This is a genomic window from Microbacterium sp. R86528 (assembly GCF_044596335.1).
Classification (GTDB): domain Bacteria; phylum Actinomycetota; class Actinomycetes; order Actinomycetales; family Microbacteriaceae; genus Microbacterium; species Microbacterium marmarense.
The window spans coordinates 1,030,879-1,051,704 of record NZ_CP138996.1 but is presented as its reverse complement, the minus strand read 5'-3'; the positions used below and the strand labels follow the sequence as shown (position 1 = coordinate 1,051,704).

Annotated in this window: 21 protein-coding genes; 18 read left to right on the top strand and 3 right to left on the bottom strand. The window is 63.1% G+C overall.

The features are described from left to right. Nucleotides 1-28 precede the first annotated feature (28 nt). Nucleotides 29-841: an SGNH/GDSL hydrolase family protein gene (locus tag SJY18_RS05130; protein WP_396668599.1), complete on the bottom strand. Its 813-nt coding sequence runs from the start codon at nt 839-841 to the stop codon at nt 29-31. Between the two features lie 123 nt (nt 842-964). On the opposite strand from SJY18_RS05130, the gene SJY18_RS05125 reads away from it, so the two are divergent. From SJY18_RS05125 to SJY18_RS05080, 10 genes are all read left to right on the top strand, one after another. Beyond that, nucleotides 965-1,810 (top strand): transglutaminase-like domain-containing protein, encoded by an 846-nt coding sequence (locus SJY18_RS05125; RefSeq protein WP_337338819.1) that lies wholly within the window; start codon nt 965-967, stop codon nt 1,808-1,810. A gap of 49 nt (nt 1,811-1,859) precedes the next feature. Next, nucleotides 1,860-3,527 carry an arginine--tRNA ligase gene (gene argS, locus SJY18_RS05120; RefSeq protein WP_337338818.1) on the top strand — a complete coding sequence of 556 codons (1,668 nt, stop codon included), beginning with the start codon at nt 1,860-1,862 and terminating at the stop codon, nt 3,525-3,527. A gap of 6 nt (nt 3,528-3,533) precedes the next feature. Then, entirely contained in the window at nt 3,534-4,346 is an 813-nt protein-coding gene (locus SJY18_RS05115; RefSeq protein ID WP_337338817.1) for a DUF2993 domain-containing protein, read from the top strand. Nucleotides 4,347-4,525: 179 nt separating this feature from the next. Then, nucleotides 4,526-5,917, top strand: a complete 1,392-nt coding sequence (gene lysA, locus SJY18_RS05110; RefSeq protein WP_396668598.1) for a diaminopimelate decarboxylase — start codon at nt 4,526-4,528, stop codon at nt 5,915-5,917. Further along, entirely contained in the window at nt 5,914-7,230 is a 1,317-nt protein-coding gene (locus SJY18_RS05105; RefSeq protein ID WP_337338815.1) for a homoserine dehydrogenase, read from the top strand. The genes lysA and SJY18_RS05105 overlap by 4 nt, the downstream gene beginning before the upstream one ends. Before the next feature lie 2 nt (nt 7,231-7,232). Continuing rightward, nucleotides 7,233-8,321: a threonine synthase gene (gene thrC / locus SJY18_RS05100; protein WP_337338814.1), complete on the top strand. Its 1,089-nt coding sequence runs from the start codon at nt 7,233-7,235 to the stop codon at nt 8,319-8,321. Further along, on the top strand, nt 8,318-9,274 hold the full coding sequence (gene thrB / locus SJY18_RS05095) for a homoserine kinase (protein ID WP_337338813.1): 957 nt from the start codon (nt 8,318-8,320) through the stop codon (nt 9,272-9,274). Before thrC ends, thrB begins: the two co-directional genes overlap by 4 nt. Before the next feature lie 159 nt (nt 9,275-9,433). Beyond that, on the top strand, nt 9,434-11,539 hold the full coding sequence (gene rho, locus SJY18_RS05090) for a transcription termination factor Rho (RefSeq protein WP_396668597.1): 2,106 nt from the start codon (nt 9,434-9,436) through the stop codon (nt 11,537-11,539). A gap of 18 nt (nt 11,540-11,557) precedes the next feature. Next, nucleotides 11,558-12,637: a peptide chain release factor 1 gene (gene prfA, locus SJY18_RS05085; protein WP_396668596.1), complete on the top strand. Its 1,080-nt coding sequence runs from the start codon at nt 11,558-11,560 to the stop codon at nt 12,635-12,637. A gap of 85 nt (nt 12,638-12,722) precedes the next feature. Further along, on the top strand, nt 12,723-13,127 hold the full coding sequence (locus tag SJY18_RS05080) for a hypothetical protein (RefSeq protein ID WP_337338810.1): 405 nt from the start codon (nt 12,723-12,725) through the stop codon (nt 13,125-13,127). Nucleotides 13,128-13,190: 63 nt separating this feature from the next. Here the strand turns inward: SJY18_RS05080 and epsC are convergent, their stop codons facing one another. Further along, nucleotides 13,191-13,802 carry a serine O-acetyltransferase EpsC gene (epsC, locus tag SJY18_RS05075; RefSeq protein WP_396668595.1) on the bottom strand — a complete coding sequence of 204 codons (612 nt, stop codon included), beginning with the start codon at nt 13,800-13,802 and terminating at the stop codon, nt 13,191-13,193. A 5-nt stretch (nt 13,803-13,807) separates the two neighbouring features. After that, nucleotides 13,808-14,746: a cysteine synthase A gene (cysK, locus tag SJY18_RS05070; protein WP_337338809.1), complete on the bottom strand. Its 939-nt coding sequence runs from the start codon at nt 14,744-14,746 to the stop codon at nt 13,808-13,810. A gap of 130 nt (nt 14,747-14,876) precedes the next feature. Here cysK and prmC point away from each other — a divergent pair, with 130 nt between their 5' ends. The 8 genes from prmC to SJY18_RS05030 all read left to right on the top strand — a co-directional run bounded on the left by prmC (nt 14,877) and on the right by SJY18_RS05030 (nt 20,750). Continuing rightward, complete coding sequence (gene prmC, locus SJY18_RS05065; RefSeq protein WP_396668594.1) at nt 14,877-15,755, top strand: peptide chain release factor N(5)-glutamine methyltransferase; 879 nt, start codon at nt 14,877-14,879, stop codon at nt 15,753-15,755. Between the two features lie 53 nt (nt 15,756-15,808). Beyond that, a complete protein-coding gene (locus SJY18_RS05060; protein ID WP_396668593.1) occupies nt 15,809-16,480 on the top strand; it encodes an L-threonylcarbamoyladenylate synthase in 672 nt (223 codons plus the stop codon). Further along, nucleotides 16,477-17,631 (top strand): MraY family glycosyltransferase, encoded by a 1,155-nt coding sequence (locus tag SJY18_RS05055; protein WP_337338806.1) that lies wholly within the window; start codon nt 16,477-16,479, stop codon nt 17,629-17,631. The genes SJY18_RS05060 and SJY18_RS05055 overlap by 4 nt, the downstream gene beginning before the upstream one ends. Next, complete coding sequence (locus SJY18_RS05050; RefSeq protein WP_337338805.1) at nt 17,628-18,167, top strand: hypothetical protein; 540 nt, start codon at nt 17,628-17,630, stop codon at nt 18,165-18,167. The genes SJY18_RS05055 and SJY18_RS05050 overlap by 4 nt, the downstream gene beginning before the upstream one ends. A 106-nt stretch (nt 18,168-18,273) precedes the next feature. Then, nucleotides 18,274-19,089, top strand: a complete 816-nt coding sequence (atpB, locus tag SJY18_RS05045) for a F0F1 ATP synthase subunit A (RefSeq protein ID WP_337338927.1) — start codon at nt 18,274-18,276, stop codon at nt 19,087-19,089. 45 nt (nt 19,090-19,134) lie between these two features. Further along, nucleotides 19,135-19,368 carry an ATP synthase F0 subunit C gene (gene atpE / locus SJY18_RS05040; RefSeq protein ID WP_045274135.1) on the top strand — a complete coding sequence of 78 codons (234 nt, stop codon included), beginning with the start codon at nt 19,135-19,137 and terminating at the stop codon, nt 19,366-19,368. Between the two features lie 30 nt (nt 19,369-19,398). After that, nucleotides 19,399-19,959, top strand: coding sequence for a F0F1 ATP synthase subunit B (locus SJY18_RS05035; protein WP_337338804.1), 561 nt, complete (start codon nt 19,399-19,401; stop codon nt 19,957-19,959). Beyond that, nucleotides 19,959-20,750, top strand: coding sequence for a F0F1 ATP synthase subunit delta (locus SJY18_RS05030; protein WP_337338803.1), 792 nt, complete (start codon nt 19,959-19,961; stop codon nt 20,748-20,750). The genes SJY18_RS05035 and SJY18_RS05030 overlap by 1 nt, the downstream gene beginning before the upstream one ends. Nucleotides 20,751-20,826: the final 76 nt, after the last annotated feature.

Sequence of the window (20,826 nt, the reverse complement as noted above, 5' to 3'; positions counted from 1 at the left end):
CCACCCATGCGGCTTCGTCTTCGCCGGGTTAGGGCGTAACGGCCGGTTCGGCATCGCCCGGCGCATCGGCGACAACTTCGGTTGGGGCGACGATGTCGGCAAACGCCGTCATCACGCGCTCAGCAAGGTACGCGTGTCCCTCGGTTGACGGGTGATCCCGCCCGGCGCCGGTGTCGATCACATCAAGGTAGTTCGACGCAATGATCCACGACTCGGCGATCGGCGAGATGTACCACCAGCCACGCTCCGTGGCGAGCGCCGCGAGCTCTTGATCGATCTGCTCGGTTGCCGTCTCGACCGGCAGCACCTGAGGGGCGGGTCCAAGAATGACGATGGATGCGGCAGGGTACTTCGCCGCAAGCTCATCCCACGCGGCGTTGACCGCTAACCGATAGTCAACCGACTCATAGAGGCGACGGTCGTTGATTGAACCCTGCACGATGATGAGGTCGGGGGAGACAGCAGCATCCATTGCCTCGATTCGGGTGCCATATGCGGGCCCGTCGATTCCCGGCTTGAGATATCCGCTGCCACGCACACCGTCAACGCGCACCTGCCAGCCGAGGTCTGCGCCGAGTCGGTAGGCAAAACCTAACTCGGGAACGATCGCTGCGGACCCATAAACCCACGAATCGCCGAACACCAGCACGCTAGGCGAGGTCGGAAGAACAAGCGCTTCAGCGGTCGCGCCGACCGGCTGCGACTGCGCACCAGCGACCGGCGCCGACGTCTGCAACCACGGGCGCCATAGCGCCGTAGCGCACACCACAGCGAGAGCGAAACCGACCGCCATCACCGCCCACCACGGGCGTGACACCCGGGTTGCAGAATGCGATGTCATGCTTCGAGGCTACGCGACGATGAGGCGGGGCGACCCCTTGGCTTCGAGACGGAAGCGCATGCGCGACGAGTGGCCCGCCGACGCGTGGCGCCGGGCTGGTATTTCACGTGCGAGGATACTTCGATGCACCGCTTCGTCACCGCTGAACTGGACCTCGATCTGGGGGCATCCATCGACCTGATTTTCCAGATCACTGCGGCGCAGTCGATGCCCCTTTCGAGCGAACAGCTGACCTTCACCCAGGGTGACCGCGTGTACACGCCGACCGAGATCGTCGACCAGTCTGGCAGCCGTCTGCATCGCCTCACAGGCGAGGCTGGCCGACTCGAAGTGCGCTATGAAGCCGTCGTTGAAGGGCGGGCGACCCACGCCCGCACGAGCGACCTCGAAGCGATTACCTACCTGCGCCCCAGTCGTTACTGCCAGTCCGATGAAGTGTTTCAGCAGGCACGACGGCAGTTCAAAGGTCTGCAGGGCCACGAACTGATCGCCGCAGTGTCAGAGTTCGTCTTCACCAGCACGACCTATACCCCCGGACTGAGCCAGGGCACCGACAGCGCCGTGACGACGCTGATGACCGGTCAGGGCGTATGCCGTGACTACGCGCACGTCGTCATTGCGCTGCTGCGCGCCATGGACATGCCGGCGCGCTACACCGCCTGCTTCGCCCCTGGCCTCAGCCCGATGGACTTTCATGCTGTGGCGGAGGCTTACTTCGATGGTGCCTGGTACGTCATTGACGCGACCCGGCTGTCGAACCGAAACTCGCTCGTGCGCATGGCCACCGGACGCGATGCGTCAGACTGCGCTTTCTTGAGCTACCACGGTGGATTCGTCGGGCTTGAGCGCATGCGTGTCGATGCGTGGGTGTTGCCAGACGACCATGAAGATGCCGTGCGCGTGGGGGCTCCGGCCGATGTCGCCGACCCCGCCGCGGATGATTTCTTCGAACTTGTGCAGATCGCCTGAGCGATACGGCGGAGTTGAGCTCAGCCGCCACAACTAGACTGGCACGGTTATGAATCCTGATGCCCTCTCTGCCGCTCTGCTCGCCGTCATCGCCCCGCTCATCGAGGCGCGACGCCCGGGCTCGAGCGACGGTCTGACGTCGGCCGACGTTCCGCTCGAGCGTCCCAAGAACCGCGACCACGGCGATTGGGCATCGAACGCGGCGCTCAAGCTGTCAAAGGCGGTAGGGGCGAATCCTCGAGAACTCGCAGCTGAGATCGCCGAGGCGCTCGGCGCGATCGATGGCGTCGCCAGCGTCGAGGTTGCCGGGCCCGGGTTCATCAACATTCGATTGGATGCTGCCGCTGCAGGCGCCCTCGCCAAGACCATCGTCGAGGCTGGCGCTGCCTTCGGCACCAACGAGACGCAGTCCGGTCGCACCATCAACCTCGAGTTCGTCAGTGCAAACCCGACCGGTCCTCTTCACATCGGTCACACTCGATGGGCAGCTCTGGGCGATTCCATCGCTCGTCTGCTGCTCGCCAGCGGGGCCACCGTCGATCGCGAGTTCTACATCAACGACGCCGGCGCCCAGATGGAGCGTTTCGGTCACTCCGTGCTTGCGGCGGCGCAGAACAAGCCGACCCCTGAGGGCGGCTATGCCGGTGCCTATATTGACGAGCTGGCGCGCCGCGTGCTGGCCGCAGAACCGCGACTTCTCGAGTTGAGCGACGATGAGCAGCTCGAACGTGCGCGCGAGCTGGCTTACCGATTCCAACTGGCTGAAGTGCAGTCGTCACTGTTGCAGTTCAACGTTCACTTCGACGTGTGGTTCTCGGAACGCACGCTTCACGCCCCCGGTGCAACGGGCGAACCGAGTCTGGTCGACGAGGCAGTAGACCGGTTGCGCGAGCAAGGACACGTCTTCGACGACGGTGACGCGGTGTGGGTTCGCACGACCGACTTCGGTGACGACAAAGACCGTGTTATTCGCCGTTCGAATGGTGAGTACACCTACTTCGCCGCCGACGCTGCCTACTACCTCAACAAGGGCGACCGCGGCTTCGCGCACAAGATCTACCTGCTCGGTGCTGACCACCACGGCTACGTGCATCGTCTGAAAGCGCTCGCCGGTGCCGCAGGAGACGACCCCGAGAAAGACATCGAGGTGCTGATCGGTCAGCTCGTCTCGGTGAATGGTGCGCGTCTGAGCAAGCGCGCCGGCAACATCATCGAGATGGACGATCTGCGCGAATGGCTCGGCACCGACGCTCTGCGCTATTCGCTGGCACGGTATCCCGCCGATTCGCCGCTCACCCTCGATCCAGAGCTGTTGCGCAAGCGCACGAACGACAACCCGGTCTTCTACGTGCAATATGGCCACGCGCGTACGCACAATGTCGGACGAAATGCGGCAGCATCCGGCGTTGACCGCAGCGAATTCGCTCCTGAACTGCTCACTCACGAGACCGAGTCAGCGCTCCTCGGTGCGCTGCAGGAGTTCCCGCGCATCGTCGCGTTCGCCGCCGAGGTTCGCGAGCCGCATCGCGTCGCGCGATACCTCGAAGAGCTCGCAGGCCTGTACCACCGCTGGTATGACAATTGCCGAATCATTCCGCTCGGCGACGGTGAGATTGAAGCGGTGCATCGCACGCGCCTGTGGCTCAACGACGCCACCGGTCAAGTGCTGCGCAACGGACTCGACCTGCTCGGGGTTAGTGCACCAGAACGGATGTAAGAGCCGATGAGCCTGAACGATACGCAGCCGACAACGGTCATTCCTGACTGGGGTTATGCAGAGCCGCCCAAGAAGCGACGCTGGCCGTGGATCGTGATTCTGGTTCTCGTCGTGGGCGGAGCGATCGTGGCGTGGTTCGCCGCCGAGGCCGCCGCGCGCGATATCGCCGAGAAGATGATCAGCAACGGTGTGGCAGAGCAGCTCGATCTTCCCGCGGATCATGAGATCGATGTCGACATTGAGGGCACTGTGATTCCGCAGCTCATCGTGGGGCGACTCGACACCGTCGTGGTCTCATCCGACGACGTGCCGCTCGGTGATGTCGTCGCCGATGTCAGCGTGACCGCGCACGATGTACGGGTGCGTGAACCGCAGGGCATGAGCGGGGCGATGGCAACGGTCGCTCTGAACGAAGAGCAACTGCGCGGATTGATGTCGACGGTCGAAGGATTTCCCGCTGAGACAATGGGCCTTGATGACTCAACCATCACGATGAACATGGAGCTGTCGCTTCTCGGCATCGGCGTGCCGGTCGGCGCCGCCCTCACACCTTCTGCGGTCGAGGGCGAGCTCGTGCTCAGTCCCGATTCGGTGGAGGTGGCGGGCGCTGAGCTCACCGCCGACCGGTTGCGGGATCAGTTCGGAGTCGTTGCCGACGTCGTGTTGCAGGACTGGCCGGTATGCGTGGCGGAATACCTGCCGACCGGAGTCACGCTGACCAGCGCCGAGGTGAGCGGTGGCAAGCTCATCGCTGACTTCACGGTCGACAGCGCCCTGCTCACGACCGACGCACTGCAGCAGAACGGCACCTGCGAGTGACACCACGCCATCGGGCGTCACACGTCACGGGCTCGGCATACACCGTGCCGTAGACTCAGAAACTGCCCGGCGTGTGCGCCTGCCGGCCGCGGCTTCTTGCCGCCTTGGCTGTTCTGGCGGCACCGCAACCCAAGTTCCCACCGATTGGTCTTTCTGTGTCCGCCGCTTCGCCCTCTTCCGTGTCGACACGGCCGGATGCTCCCGACGACGCCAACGAACTTGTCGAGACCGTATGGCCGAGTAGCGCGACCCGCGACGAGCGTGGCGAAATCGTGCTCGGCGGCATCACAGCTTCTGCGCTGCGCGAAGAATTCGGCACCCCGCTGTGGGTCGTCGACGAAGACGCCATTCGTGCTCGCGCACGGCAGGCCTTCGCTGCATTCAACTCGGCGGCAGGGCGTCACGGCGTAGACGCCCGCGTCTACTACGCCGGCAAGGCGTTGCTGACTGCTGAGGTCGTGCGCTGGGTTACCCAAGAAGGCCTCGCCGTCGATGTGTGCACGGGGGGCGAGCTGGCTCTTGCGCTTGCCGCAGGGGCAGAACCTGCGCGCCTCGGCTTCCACGGAAACAATAAGAGCGCTCACGAGCTCGAAGCCGCTGTCGCCGCCGGAGTTGGCTCGATCGTCATCGACAGTCCGATCGAGATCGAGCGTCTCGCAGCAATTGCTGAGCGCCTTGGCATCAATCAAGCGGTGCTGATCCGTGTGAACAGCGGCGTGCACGCTGAGACTCACGACTTTCTTGCCACCGCTCACGAAGACCAGAAGTTCGGCTTCACCCTGGCGGATGCTCCAGCCGCCGTCGCGCGCATCCGCGAACTCTCTTCGCTGACCTTCATCGGCTTGCACTGCCATATCGGCTCGCAGATCTTCGGTACCGCTGGCTTTGAAGAGTCAGCCGCGCGACTCATCGAACTGCACGCCGAGCTCGCCGAAGCTGCGCCGGTGCCGGTACTCAACCTCGGCGGCGGATTCGGCATCGCCTACACCGCGTCAGACCAGCCGACCCCGATCGAAGAGCTCGCGGCAGGTATCGCCGATGCCGTCGCTCGAGAGTGCGAGGTGCGCGGCATCGCTATGCCCAACCTGGCATTCGAACCAGGCCGCACGATCGTCGGCCGCGCTGGTGTCACGCTGTATGAAGTGGGCACCACCAAGACTGTCAACCTCGAAGACGGCGCGACGCGTCTCTACGTGAGCGTTGATGGTGGCATGAGCGACAACGCGCGCCCGGCGCTGTACGGCGCGCAGTATTCGGCGCGACTCGCTTCACGCATCAGCGACGCCGACCCCGCGCTCGTGCGCGTCGTCGGCAAGCACTGTGAGTCTGGTGACATCGTGGTCGACGCGGAGTACCTGCCCGGTGACGTCGCCCCTGGCGACCTGCTCGCGGTGCCGGCCACCGGCGCCTACTGCTTCTCGCTGGCAAGCAACTACAACTTCGTTCCCCGGCCGCCCATGGTGGCGCTGCGCGGGGGAGAGGCGCGGGTAATCGTTCGCGGCGAGACGATCAACGATCTGCTCTCGCGTGATGCCGGCCTCACCGAATCTCCGATGGAAGGGATCGCATGACCGATTACCGCCGCCTCCGCGTCGCACTTCTGGGTGCTGGCTCCGTGGGCTCTCAGGTTGCTTCGTTGCTCCGACAGCACGGTGACGAACTCGCCGACCGCGCGGGAGCAACACTCGAGCTCGTTGGCATTGCCGTGCGCGACGTCAACGCACCGCGCGAAGTCGATCTGCCTCAAGAACTGCTCACCACCGACGCGAAGACGCTCATTGTCGGTGCAGACATCGTCATCGAACTGATGGGCGGCATCGAGCCCGCACGTGAGTACCTGCTCGAAGCGATCAACTCTGGTGCAGACGTCGTCACGGCCAACAAGGCGCTGCTGGCAACCCACGGGCCTGAGCTGTTCGCCGCTGCAGACCAGGTGGGCGCCCAGGTGTACTACGAGGCCGCGGCCGCCGGTGCGATCCCCATCATCCGCCCGCTGCGCGATTCGCTTGCTGGCGACAGGGTGCAGCGCATCATGGGCATCGTCAACGGCACGACGAACTACATCCTCGACCGCATGGACAAAGAGGGCGCCGAATTTGCCGACGTTCTCGCCGACGCGCAAGCTCTGGGATACGCCGAGGCTGACCCGACGGCTGATGTCGAGGGCTACGACGCGGCTCAGAAGGCCGCGATTCTGGCGAGCCTTGCGTTCCACACGACGATTCCGCTCGAGTCCGTGCACCGCGAGGGCATCACTCAGATCGATAAGTCGATGATGGATGCTGCCCGCAAAGCGGGCTACGTCATCAAGCTGCTCGCCGTGTGCGAGCGGCTGAACGACGACGCCGGCGGCGAATCCATCTCGGTACGGGTGTATCCGGCGCTCGTCGACCGTGAACACCCGCTCGCTTCGGTGCACGGTGCGAACAACGCTGTCTTCGTGCAGGCAGAGGCTGCCGGAAACCTCATGTTCTATGGCGCGGGAGCGGGCGGCGTGCAGACCGCATCGGCCGTGCTCGGCGACGTCGTTTCGGCGGCACGTCGTCATATCGCAGGCGGTGTCGGTGTCGGCGAGTCAACCCTTGCCAACCTGCCGATCGTGCCGATCGGGCACGTCACCACGCGCTATCAGATCACGCTCGAAGTGAACGATCGCCCCGGAGTGCTCGCAACGGTTGCCGGCACACTGAGCGATGGCAAAGTGTCAATCGCGACCGTCGAACAGACAGTGATCGACGCAGACGACACCGACGCGGCCACGGCGCGCTTGGTGATCGGCACGCACAAGGCACGTGAACAAGATCTCAGCGACACCGTAGACACACTCGCCGCAAGTGGCGTGGTGGCGCGGGTCGTATCGGTATTGCGGGTAGAAGGAGACTGAAAATGGCACACCTTTGGCGCGGAGTTCTCCGCGAATATGCAGATCGTCTTGGCGTCACTGACGCCTCGAGTGTCGTCACCCTCGGCGAAGGTGGCACGCCGCTGCTGCCGGCGCCATCGTTGTCACGCCGCACCGGCGCCGACGTATGGGTGAAGTTCGAAGGAATGAACCCGACGGGGTCGTTCAAAGACCGCGGGATGACAGTGGCGCTCTCGCGTGCCGTCGAACACGGTGCCAAGGCGGTTATCTGCGCCTCGACGGGCAACACCTCAGCATCCGCCGCCGCGTACGCGGCGCACGCTGGAATCACCGCCGCCGTGCTGGTGCCGGAGGGCAAGATCGCCATGGGCAAGCTCAGCCAGGCGGTCGCGCACAACGGTCGTCTGATTCAAGTGCGCGGAAACTTCGACGACTGCCTCGAGATCGCACGCGAGCTTGCCGACAACTACCCCGTGCACCTCGTCAACTCGGTCAACCCCGACCGCATCGACGGCCAGAAGACGGCCGCCTACGAGGTCGTCGAGGTGCTCGGCGATGCTCCCGACTTCCACTTCATTCCGGTCGGCAACGCGGGCAACTACACCGCATACTCGCGCGGCTACACCGAAGAAGCCGAGCGCGGCGTCTCAACTCGCGTGCCGCGGATGTTCGGCTTGCAGGCCGAGGGCTCAGCGCCGTTTGTTCGTGGTGAGGTCGTGAAGAACCCCGAGACGATCGCCAGCGCGATTCGCATCGGCAACCCTGCTTCGTGGGACCTCGCGCTTGCCGCGCGTGAAGCCACCGACGGCTGGTTCGGCGCAATCGATGACGAGCGCATTCTTGCCGCGCAGAAGCTTCTCGCCTCTGAGGTCGGCATCTTTGTCGAGCCCGCATCTGCGATCAGCGTTGCCGGTCTGCTCGACCGCGCTGAAGCGGGAATCATTCCTGCCGGCTCACGCGTCGTTCTCACTGTCACCGGTCACGGCCTCAAAGACCCGCAGTGGGCGTTGCGCAACGCTGACGGCACCGACGTGACTCCCACGGTTGTTGACGCAGCTACCTCAGAGGTCGCATCGGTCCTCGATCTTCAGCCGGTCCAGGCCTCGGCGTGAACGCGGCGCTTTCGCCGGCGCCCGGGCGGAGTGTCGTCGTCAGGGTGCCGGCAACCAGCGCCAATCTTGGCCCCGGGTTTGACACTCTTGGACTAGCTCTGAGCGTGTACGACGAACTCGTGGTCACCGCCCTTGCGGAGGGCGAACTCGACATCGAGCTCACCGGCCAAGGCATCGACGACGTTCCCCGCGATGCCTCCCACTTGGTTGTGCGCACCATCGCGTATGCGTACGAGGCTGTGGGTCGGCGTATGCCCGGCCTGCGACTGGAAGCACACAACGTCATTCCGCACGGCCGAGGAATGGGCTCCTCTGGTGCGGCCGTTGTGGCCGGCTTGCTCGCAGCCAAGGGTTTGCTTGCTGGCGATGTTGAACTCGGCGACGAAACCCTGCTGCGACTTGCGACGGAACTCGAAGGCCACCCCGACAACGTTGCCCCCGCGCTGTTCGGCGGGTTGACGATCGCGTGGGTCGATGAGACCGGACCGATGCACAAGAAGCTGCTCGTACACCGTGGCGTCTCGCCGCTCGTGTTCGTTCCCGAGTTCACGATGTCGACCAGCGTGGCTCGTAGCCTGCAGCCGTTGCACGTTCCGCGTGAAGACGCCGTTTTCAATGTGTCGCGCTCGGCGCTGCTGATCGCCGCGCTCACGCAGAGCCCTGAGCTTCTGCTCGCCGCAACCGAAGACAAGCTGCACCAGAACTACCGCGCGCAGGCGATGCCCGAGACCACGCGACTCGTGTTGGAGTTGCGCGCACAGGGATTCGCGGCTGTTGTGTCTGGTGCCGGGCCGAGCGTTCTCGTTCTGGCTGACGGGCCAGGGCAGCGGCTCGCTGCCGCCGAGTTCGTGGCCACCCAGATTGACACCCCGTGGGAGGCGCTGATGCTGGCTGTCGACTTCAAGGGTGGTACAGTGAAGGAGTACGCGGAGGGTTCCACGCAAACAGCGTGACTCTGGCCTCCGTCGCAAATCTGCGAAATTTCCGCACGGCCGTCTGTTGACGAACTCTGACCATCACTTGGGTATCCGAACCCGTCTTCAGCAGGTGTCTGCCCCGCAAACATCCCGTGCGAACGTGCATATTCCAATCGTTTTGACAAGGGAGAACTCGTGGAGTCCATCTCCGAGATCCACACCACCGACAATTCAGCTGAAGAGCGCGTAGACGCACCTCAGAAGGCTGAGTCAGTGGAGACCACTACCGACGCCGCGGCATCAGCACCGGCTGAAGCGCCAGCGAAGGCGCCACGCAAGCGCGCCCCTCGACGGGCCAAGACTGCAGATGTCGAGGCAGCAGCAGCAGCTGACGCCGCAAGCGCCCAGCAGAGTGCGCCCGCTGCGGCAGCGCCTGCTGAGGCAGACAGTGCGACCACCGCGCCGGCTACCGCGGAGTCGCCAGCTGCGCCTGACTCGTCTGACGCTGCTGCTTCGGATGACGCATCGAGCGCACCGGTCAAGAAGCCCGTGCGCAAGCGTCCGACCAAGGCTGCTGCTGCGAAAGCTGCTGCGGAAAAGGCAGCCGCCGCAGAAGATGCGAACAGCGCCGCGGCTGGCAACGAAGCGCCAGTCGCTGCCGATGACGCGCCCGCGGCGGCCCAGAACGACGGCGCCGTGAAGAACGACAACGCTGCGAAGAACGACGACGCCGCGAAGAACGACGACGCCGCGAAGAACGACGACGCTGCGAAGAACGACAACTCGGCCAAGAACGACAGCGACGCGAAGAACGACGGCGACAACGCGAGCGACACCGGCGCGCAGTCTGACGGCGACGACTCAAGCGAAGGAACTCCTTCGCGTGGGCGCAACCGCAACCGCAACCGCAACCGCAACCGCAACGCACAGGGTGGCCAGAGCAACGGTCAGAACGCGCAGGGCGGTCAGCAGAACAATGGCCAGAGCGGGCAGGGCCAGCAGAACAACGGGCCGCAGTCCGACAGTGACGATGATCAGTCGCAGTCTGGTGGCCGCGGCCGTCAGCGCAACAAGCGTCGCGGCCAGCCGGGTGACGAGTTCGAAACTGAGATCAACGACGACGACGTTCTGATTCCGATCGCGGGCATTCTCGACGTTCTCGACAACTATGCATTCGTGCGCACGTCGGGCTACCTGCCCGGCAACAGCGACGTCTATGTGTCGCTCGGTCAGGTCAAGAAGTACAACCTGCGCAAGGGTGACGCTGTCGTGGGCGCGATCAAGCAGCCACGTGAAGGCGAGCAGTCGGGCCGACAGAAGTACAACGCTCTGGTGAAGGTCGACGCGGTGAACGGCTTGTCGGTTGACGATGCCGCAGCGCGCGTCGAGTTCAACGAGCTTACACCCCTGTACCCTCAGGACCGCTTGCGCCTTGAGACCGCTCCTGAGAAGCTCACGCAGCGAATCATCGACCTGGTGGCACCGATCGGCAAGGGCCAGCGCGGGCTCATCGTCGCCCCGCCCAAGGCTGGCAAGACGATCGTGCTGCAGCAGATCGCCAACGCGATCGCTACGAACAACCCCGAGGTGCACCTCATGGTCGTCCTCGTGGATGAGCGCCCCGAAGAAGTGACCGACATGCAGCGAACGGTCAAGGGCGAGGTCATCGCCTCGACCTTCGATCGTCCGGCAGAAGATCACACCACGGTCGCTGAGCTCGCCATTGAGCGGGCGAAGCGTCTCGTTGAGCTCGGTCGCGACGTCGTCGTGCTCCTCGACTCGATCACTCGCCTCGGCCGTGCCTACAACATCTCGGCTCCCGCTTCGGGCCGTGTGCTCACTGGTGGTGTCGACGCTTCCGCGCTCTACCCGCCCAAGCGGTTCTTCGGCGCTGCACGCAACATCGAAAACGGTGGATCGTTGACCATTCTGGCGACGGCACTCGTAGAGACCGGCTCGAAGATGGATGATGTCATCTTCGAAGAGTTCAAGGGCACCGGCAATAGCGAACTTCGTCTGTCCCGCCAACTCGCCGACAAGCGCATCTTCCCCGCTGTTGACGTCAACGCTTCAAGCACACGTCGCGAAGAGATGCTGCTGTCTAACGACGAGGTCAAGATCACGTGGAAGCTGCGTCGCGCCCTCGCGGGCCTTGACACCCAGCAGGCGCTCGAAGTGGTGTTGGGTAAGCTCAAAGAGACACAGTCCAACGTTGAGTTCCTGGTTCAGATGCAGAAGTCGATTCCGGCGCCAGCATCTGGCAACGGTCACGGCCACACAAACGACAACAGCATTCGCTGAGCGACGGGGGAGCACCACGTGTTCGACTCCGTAAAAACGCTGGTCGAAGAGCACCAGGCCCTTCAAACTGAGCTTTCCGATCCCGCTTTGCACGCTGATGCTCGGCGTGCGAAACGAGTCAATCGGCGTTACGCCGAACTGAGTCGCATCGTCGCCGCGCATGATGCGTGGCTTGCAGCTGCAGACGATCTTGAAGCGGCCAGGGAACTCGCGAAAGAAGACGAAGTCTTCGCCGAAGAGGTGCCGGCTCTTGAAGAGCTAGTGGAGCAGACGCAAGAGAAGCTACGACGTCTGCTCATTCCACGCGACCCCGACGACGCGCGCGACGTGATCATGGAGATCAAGGGCGGCGAAGGCGGCGCGGAAAGCGCGCTGTTCGCGGCTGACCTGTTGCGCATGTACATGCAGTACGCCGCCTCGAAGGGGTGGAAGACCGAACTGCTCGAGCGCAACGAATCCGATCTGGGCGGCTATAAAGACGTTCAGGTCGCGATCAAGGGCTCGTCGAGTGACCCCGCGCAGGGTGTGTGGGCACACCTCAAGTACGAGGGTGGCGTGCACCGCGTGCAGCGTGTGCCAGCTACCGAGTCACAGGGGCGCATCCACACCTCGACGACAGGTGTTCTCGTCTTTCCCGAGGTCGATGAGCCAGACGAGGTCGCGATCAACCCCAACGACCTGAAGATCGATGTGTTTCGGTCTTCCGGTCCGGGTGGGCAATCGGTCAATACGACCGACTCCGCCGTGCGCATCACACACCTTCCGACAGGCATTGTGGTGTCGATGCAGAACGAGAAGTCACAGCTGCAGAACCGCGAAGCGGGAATGCGCGTGCTGCGCGCGAGGATCCTGGCGAAGCAGCAAGAAGAGATCGACGCAGCAGCCTCTGACGCTCGCAAGTCCCAGATCCGTGGGATGGACCGTTCCGAGCGGATCCGCACCTACAACTTTCCCGAGAACCGCATTGCCGACCACCGAACGGGGTACAAGTCGTACAACCTCGATCAAGTGATGGACGGCGCGCTCGACCCGATCATCGAGTCCGCTGTGAGCGCTGACGAAGAAGCGCGATTGGCCGCACTCGGCTCGGAGTCTTAGGCTCCGCCTTTCTCGGCCGCTCGCTAGCGTTCACTGAAGCGTGTCGACGTTGGGCGCGCGATCTTTGCAACGCTATGCTCGCGGCATGATCATGTTTCTCATTCGCGCGCTGATTTTCGTTGCTTCGGCGGCACTGGGCATTCTGGTAGCTGACTGGGTCCTTGAGGGATTCGTCATTGACTGGAGCGATTGGTGGGGCTTTGTGCTCGCCGTGCTGATTTTCGCGGTGCTGCAGAGTGTTCTTGCGCCCTGGATCACGAAGGTTGCCCGTCGAAACGCACCTGCTCTTCTGGGCGGCATCGGAATCATTTCGACCCTCGTGGCGCTGTTGATCGTCGTGTTGCTGCCCATCGGCGGCATTCGCATCACCGACGCCCTCTCATGGGTTCTTGCTCCGGTCATCGTGTGGGCGGTTACCGCCTTGGCCACATTGCTGCTGCCGATGATCTTCATCAAAAAGAAGGTAGAAGACCGCCGCGACGCGAATTAGCCGCAGAGACGACAAAACGGCCCTGTCTTCGCCAATCGGCGAGGACAGGGCCGCTGTCGTTATTCAGATGCTGTAATCGGGTGCGGTCAGGATCGCTCGCGTGTCTTCACGCTGGCGCCGCGCGCGCGCCTTCGCCGGAATGCCGACCAGCACGCTGTCCGCAGGAGCGTCACGTGTGACCACGGCGTTCGCGCCGACGACGCAGCCGGCTCCAAGTGTGATCGGTCCGAGAACCTTGGCGCCAGCGCCCACTGCTACACCGTTGCCCAGCGTGGGGTGGCGCTTGCCGCCCTCGCGCTGGCGGCCGCCGAGCGTGACACCGTGATAGAGCATCACATCGTCACCGACTTCAGCTGTCTCGCCGATCACGACACCCATCCCATGATCGATGAAAAAGCGGCGACCGATCGTCGCGCCCGGATGGATCTCGATTCCGGTCAGCCAGCGGGTGAGCTGCGATCCCGCTCGCGCGAGAAAACGCAACCGTCGAGTCCACAAGGCATGCCAGACCCGATGCGCCCAGAGTGCGTGAAGTCCTGGGTAGAGCAGCGCAATCTCGAGCGAGCTACGCGCGGCGGGGTCGCGCAGCTTTGCGGCGTTGAGATCCTCGCGAAAGCGCGCAACGACATCTGACGAAGCCACCGCAGCGAGTCCGCGTGGTGAAGCGTTAGGCACAGCGATTATTCAGCGCTGAGGTTCTCGAAGAGCACGGTCGACAAGTAGCGCTCACCGTTCGACGGGATCACGACCACGATGTTCTTGCCCGCGGCCTCGGGGCGTGCGGCGATCTGCAGAGCCGCCCACACCGCGGCACCCGAAGAGATGCCAACGAGAATGCCGTCCTTCGTGCCTACGGCACGCGCGGTCTCGACAGCATCTGACAGCTCCACATCGATGACCTCATCGATGACGCTCTGGTCGAGGATCTCGGGAATGAAGTTGGGGCCGATGCCCTGGATCTTGTGGGGGCCTGGCGTTCCCTTGGTCAAGAGCGGCGAGTCAGCGGGCTCCACGGCGATGACCTTCGCGTTCGGCGCCTTTTCTTTCAAAACCTGTCCGACGCCGGTGATCGTGCCGCCAGTGCCAATGCCCGCGACGAAGTAGTCGACCTGACCATCGGTGTCGCGAAGAATCTCTTCGGCAGTGGTGGTGCGGTGGATAGCCGCGTTTGCCTCGTTCTCGAACTGACGAGCCAGCACCGCACCGGGGGTCTCGGCGACAATCTCGGCAGCCTTGTCGACCGCACCGCGCATGCCCAAGGCGGGCTCGGTGAGAACAAGCTCAGCGCCGTAGGCCTTGAGCAGCAGGCGACGCTCAATCGACATCGACGAGGGCATCGCGAGAATCACGCGGTAGCCGCGAGCGGCTCCGACCATTGCCAGGGCGATACCGGTGTTTCCACTGGTGCCCTCGACGATGATTCCGCCTGCCTTCAATTCGCCTGACGCTTCAGCAGCATCGACGATGGCGATGCCAAGCCGGTCTTTGACGCTCGAGGCGGGGTTGTAGAACTCCAGCTTTGCCAGCACGTTGCCTTCAACGTCTTCTGCGACGCGGTTCAGGCGAACCAATGGAGTGTTGCCAAAAGTGGAGGTGATGTCGGGATAGATACCGGGCATGTGTGAGCCTTTCACGGGTGGTAGTCGCGTGCGATGGCTAGCCTAAGGGAGCGATCCCGAAAGGGGCCTTGTATGACGATTCAATTCATTTCGCCTGGATTTGACGCCGGGCGTATTGTTTATAGCGCTTATGGCTCCCGTTCATTCCCCCCAGGCGATTTCGCCGTCACTTCGGCGCGCGTCAGCGGCGCTTCAGAGCGCCGGCATCACTGACCCCGACGTTGATGCTGAGCTGCTCGCAGCGTTCGTTCTGGGGTCGAGTCGCGGGGGAGTGCAAGCCAGCGCCGTGCGCGGCGACGATTTCACTGCAGAGCAGACCGCTCACTTTGAGCAGCTTGTCGCACGACGCCTCACCCGCGAGCCTCTTCAACACATCACGGGCTTGGCGCCGTTTCGGCACCTAGAGCTACGCGTTGGCCCAGGAGTGTTCGTGCCCCGCCCCGAGACCGAGATGGTCGCCCAGCTGGCCATTGACGCGCTCGGCGCGGTGGCGTCGCCTGCCCCTATCGCCGTTGATCTCGGCACCGGTAGTGGGGCGATCGCCTTGGCGATGGCAACGGAAGTGACGCACGCTCGCGTTTTCGCGGCAGAGAACTCGGTCGAAGCGTTCTTGTGGACGAAAGAGAATTTCGCGAGGGTGGATGCTGAAAACGCCACCCTGGCATTCATCGACCTCGCGCAGGCCTTTCCTGAACTCGATGGCACAGTTTCGGTCGTGGCATCCAATCCGCCGTATGTTCCCGACGATGCGATTCCGCGGGATCCCGAGGTGCGCTTCTTCGATCCCGAAGTAGCCCTGTACGGCGGCGCAGACGGGCTCGACGTCGTGAGAATTCTCAGCCAGGTCGGTCTGCGACTCGCGCACCCCGGCGGCACCATCGTGATCGAGCATGGCGAATGGCAGGGCGCGGGTATTCGCGAGATCCTGGCCCGTGACGGTTGGTTAGGTGCGGCAACTCACCCCGACCTCACGTTGCGTGACCGCGCCACCACCGCTTTGCGGCCGTGAACTCCCGTTCGATTCGAGCTGCGCTCAGCAGTCACAATTAGACTGTGGCCGACATGTCTGAGATCTTCGATTGCCGTGATGCGGCGCAGGTGCTCTCGGGCATGCGCCAAGCTCGCCAGGCCATTGGCCGTGGTGAACTCGTTGTCCTTCCCACCGACACCGTCTACGGGGTCGCAGCAAATGCCTTCGATGCCGCGGCAGTGCAACGGCTTCTCGACGCGAAAGGCCGCGGACGCCAGTCGCCGCCCCCGGTTCTCGTGGCGGGCGTCACCACGCTGCGCGCTCTGGTCGCCGAACTTCCAGAAGCCGTGGAGCGGCTCGTGGAAGCGTTCTGGCCGGGTGGGCTCACCATCGTGTTGCCAGCCCAGCCCTCACTCACCTGGGATCTCGGCGAGACGCGCGGCACTGTCGCGCTGCGCATGCCCGCACACCGCATTGCGCTCGAACTTCTCGAAGAGACCGGCCCGCTCGCGGTTTCGAGTGCGAACCGAACGGGCAAAGCGGCCGCGATCACGGCAGAAGAAGCGCAGGACATGCTTGCCGACAGCGTAAAGGTCTATCTCTCGGACGGCATGGCTACCACCGGAATTGCGTCGACGATTGTTGATGCGACCGGATTGATCGGCACGGACGAGAAGATCGTCAAAGTGCTGCGCGAAGGCGCGGTGAGCCGTGTGCAGCTGCGAGAGGTTCTCGGAGATCTGTTAGAGCCGGACGTCGCGTGAAGCAGTACGTCTTCACGATTCTCTTCACCGCCACGCTGGCCTTCGTTCTTTCGTGGGTCGTATGGCGCGTGAGCATCCGCTACAAGCTGTACCCAGGCATCCGTGAGCGCGACGTGCATAAGACGCCGACTCCACGGCTCGGCGGGGTGGCGATGTTTCTCGCGGTCACCGCAGCCATACTGCTCTCGTCGCAGAACCCATTCTTTGCGATCGTTTGGGCTGAACCGCAGCGCGTATGGGCGATCTTGGGCGCGACCGCGCTGATCGTATGCGTGGGACTGGCAGATGACCTGTGGGATCTGGATTGGACCATCAAGCTCGGCGCCCAGTTCCTTGCCGCTGGCATCATCGCAGGAATCGGCCAACTGCAGATTGTGTCGCTCCCTATCGGCGGCCTCGCGGTGGGCTCGAGTTGGGTGAGCTTCACCCTCACGGTGTTCTCGATAGTGATCGTGATGAACGCGGTCAACTTCATCGACGGTCTGGACGGTCTGGTCGCAGGCGTCTGCCTCATCGCAAACTCCGTGTTCTTCGCCTATTCCTACCTGCTCGTGCGCGACATCGGCGCCAGCAGTTACTTCAACCTCGCCTCATTCATCGCCGCGGTACTCATCGGAGCATGCATCGGCTTTCTTCCACTGAACTGGAGCCCGGCGAAGCTGTTCATGGGTGATTCTGGTGCGCTGATGCTCGGTCTGCTCATGGCATGCTCCGCCATCGCCATCACCGGGCTTGACCCAGCGCTGATCGGTGACAACGATCAGTTCGGACGCTCGCAACTGCTCGGTGCCTTCATTCCGATCATCTTGCCCGTCGTCGTTGTGCTCTTGCCGTTGCTTGATTTTGCGCTGGCCGTGATCCGACGTATGGCTGCCGGAAAGTCACCGTTCTCGCCAGACCGCAAACACCTGCACCACCGCATGCTCGACATGGGTCACTCCGACCGCGACGCCGTGCTGATCTTCTATGCCTGGACCGCCATCTTCAGCCTCGCCGTGCTGCTGATGTACATCGGAACGCAGCAGGAGTGGCCGGGCAACTACTTGATCGGTGTCATCTTCGGCGTCGTGGGCATCATCGCCTGCCTCGTCGTCACCTTCCTTCCCTCGCGCCGACGTGCGCCCGCGCCCGCACTGGAGAACGCCCCATGACCAATTCGCCCGTCTCAAGCACACCGATTCTGCGAACTACCCTCGTGTGGTCGGCAGCCGTCACCGCCGCTCTTGCTGTGATCGGCGCGATCATCGGCTACGTCGTAGACGGCACCACCGGAATGCTCAGCGCGCTGACCGGGGTGCTGATCGCCGCGGTGTTCCTCGCGATCACAGGCGTCAGCATCCTGATCGCGAACCGATGGTACGGCGACGACCTCTACGTGCCGATCTTCTTCGGAGTGGTCTTGGGTGGGTGGATTCTGAAATTCGTCCTCTTCTTGGTTGCCATGCTCGTGCTCAGGGATCAGCCGTGGATCAATCCGACCATCTTTGTGCTTGCCGTGATCGCGAGCGTTCTCGCCTCGCTCGTGGTCGATGTCGTAGTGCTCACTCGCATGCGTGTGCCCCACGTGAGCGATGTCTCACTGCCTACCGACCCCGATGAGGGCGACAAGGTGGACGAGAAGCCTGTGAAAGACGAACTCTCTAAGAATCAGAAGCCGTCTGCGGCGGCAGAGGGCCCGGGAGTTTGATAGGCTCAATCTGCGCCCGCCCGCTTGCCTCGCAAGTACTGCGGCGTGACGCTCATCGACCATCGTCGCAACGGTTTACGCCGGTGCCCCGAAGCTGGAGTCAGCGCTGTTTACTCATGCTGCGACCCTGATCGCCCACGCCACTGCCGACGGAGGGGCCGAATTCCACGGACCCTCGGTCAATGAGTTCTTCCCTGAAGTTCTCTTCGACGCATTCGGTGTCGTTCCGATCACGCGAATTCACCTCATCCAGTTCTTGGCGACGCTCGCCGTCGTACTGATCTTCTGGCTCGGCACGCGCCGCATGAAGGTCGTCCCGGGACGTTTCCAGAGCCTGGTAGAGATGGGCCTGGACTTCGTCCGGGTCAACATCGGTGAAGACCTCCTCGGCAAGAAAGACGCCCAGCGTTTCTTGCCCATCCTTACGACGATGTTCTTCATGATCTTGTTCATGAACATCACGGGAATCATCCCGTTCTTGAACATCGCCGGTACCAGCATCATCGCTGTGCCGCTCACGCTGGCCATCGTGAGCTACGTGACATTCATCTATGCGGGAATCAAGAAGAGCCCGAAGAACTTCTTCAAGAACGCGTTGTTCCCCAGTGGCGTGCCGTGGCCCATCTACATCATCGTCACGCCGATCGAACTCATTTCGACGTTCATCATTCGCCCCGTGACGTTGACGTTGCGATTGCTGATGAACATGATGGTCGGTCACTTGCTGCTGGTGCTGTTCTTCGCGGCTACCCAGTTCTTCGTCGTCGACCTTGGCGGTTGGTGGACGCTTCTCGGCGCCGGCAGCCTCGCCTTCGGGTTCGTCTTCACACTCTTTGAAATCCTCGTGGCCGTACTCCAGGCTTACGTCTTCGCCCTCCTCACCGCGGTCTACATTCAGCTCGCGGTAGCGGAAGAGCACTAAGCGGGTCGGCTGCACGCCGCCCATAATCGAAAGGAAACACAACCCGTGGACGCAACTACGGTTCTCGCAGAGCTCAGCGGCAACGTCGCAACGATGGGCTACGGCCTCGCCGCCATCGGCCCCGCCATCGGCGTGGGTATCGTCGTCGGCAAGACCATCGAGGGTGTTGCTCGTCAGCCCGAGCTGGCTGGTCGCCTCCAGGTCCTCATGTGGATTGGTATCGCCTTCACCGAGGCGCTCGCCTTCATCGGCATCGCGACCTACTTCATCTTCGTCTGATCCGTTGACACTCAGCCTTAAGGAGACAGGATGCTAAACGCTCTTGTCGCGTACGCCGCGGAAGAGGGTGAAGTGACTAACCCACTCATCCCCGCTTGGTACGACATCATTTGGTCGACGGTGTGCTTCGTCGTCATCCTCGTCATCTTCTGGAAGGTCGCCCTTCCCAAGATGAAGGCGCTCCTCGACGAGCGTGGCGCGGCTATCGAGGGGAACATCGCCAAGGCTGACGAAGCGCAGCGCAAGGCCGAAGCCGCTCTCGAGGAATACACCGCTCAACTCGCCGACGCACGCAAAGAAGCCGGTGAGATCCGCGACGCTGCCCGTGAGGATGGCAAGAAGATTCTCGCCGAAGCCAAGGACTCTGCGACGGCTGAAGCCAGCCGTCTCACCTCCTCCGCTCATGCACAGATCGAGGCAGAACGACAGACAGCGTTCGTCTCACTGCGCAGCGAGGTCGGCACACTGGCACTCGACCTTGCTGGTGGAGTCATTGGTGAGACACTCTCAGACGATGCGAAGGCTCAGGCTGTCGTAGACCGCTTCCTCGCTGACCTTGAGGCATCTGAGGCAGAAAAGGCATCGAAGTAATGGGGAGCGCGACCACTCAGGCCCTTGCGGCAACGACGCGGGCACTTGATGCCGCGTCGGGCGTCAACCTCGACGTTGCTCGCGAGCTCTTTGCCGCGGCCCGCGCCGCAGGAGAAACGTCACAGCTGAGCGGCGCGCTTGCCGACTCCGCAGCCCCGATCGAAGCGCGACGGGCTGTCATTGCGTCGGTGTTCTCGCCGACATCAACGGCGACAACGAGCGCCCTGCTGAACGCTGTCGTCGATCAGCGCTGGTCTTCGGCTGCCGACCTCGTTGACGGTATCGAGGAGCTGGCGATCCGCGCGGCAGCGGTAGCAGAGCCTCAGGTCGACCTCGGCGCAGAGCTGTTTCAGTTCTCGCGGACCGTCGCAGAGAACCCTGAACTGGAGCTCGCTCTTGGCAGCCGCCTCGGCGATGTTGCGGCGAAGGGTGCACTCGTGCAGAACCTCCTCGGCACACGCGCGAGCGAAGCAACGACTGTGATCCTCGCCTCGATGGTGCAAGCACCGAACGAACGGCGCGTCCGCGAGCTGATCGCTCGTGCGTCACATCTTGTTGCCGATCAGCGCGGGCGCAGCGTAGCCACTGTTTACACGGCTGCACCGCTCTCGGCCGCGCAAGCCGAACGATTGGCTGCAACGCTCTCTCAGCGCTACGGCAACGCCGTAACGCTGAACACGGTTATCGACCCGTCAGTCGTTGGCGGACTCCGCGTCCAGATCGCGGATGACGTTATCGATGCAAGCGTGTCGGCACGACTGGCGGACCTGCGTCAGCGACTCGCTAGCTAGTACAGACTTCCCGCCCGGGTGGCGGAGAGATTTTGGGGCCACGCCCCACCGAGAAATATTGATTACAAAGGGAAGA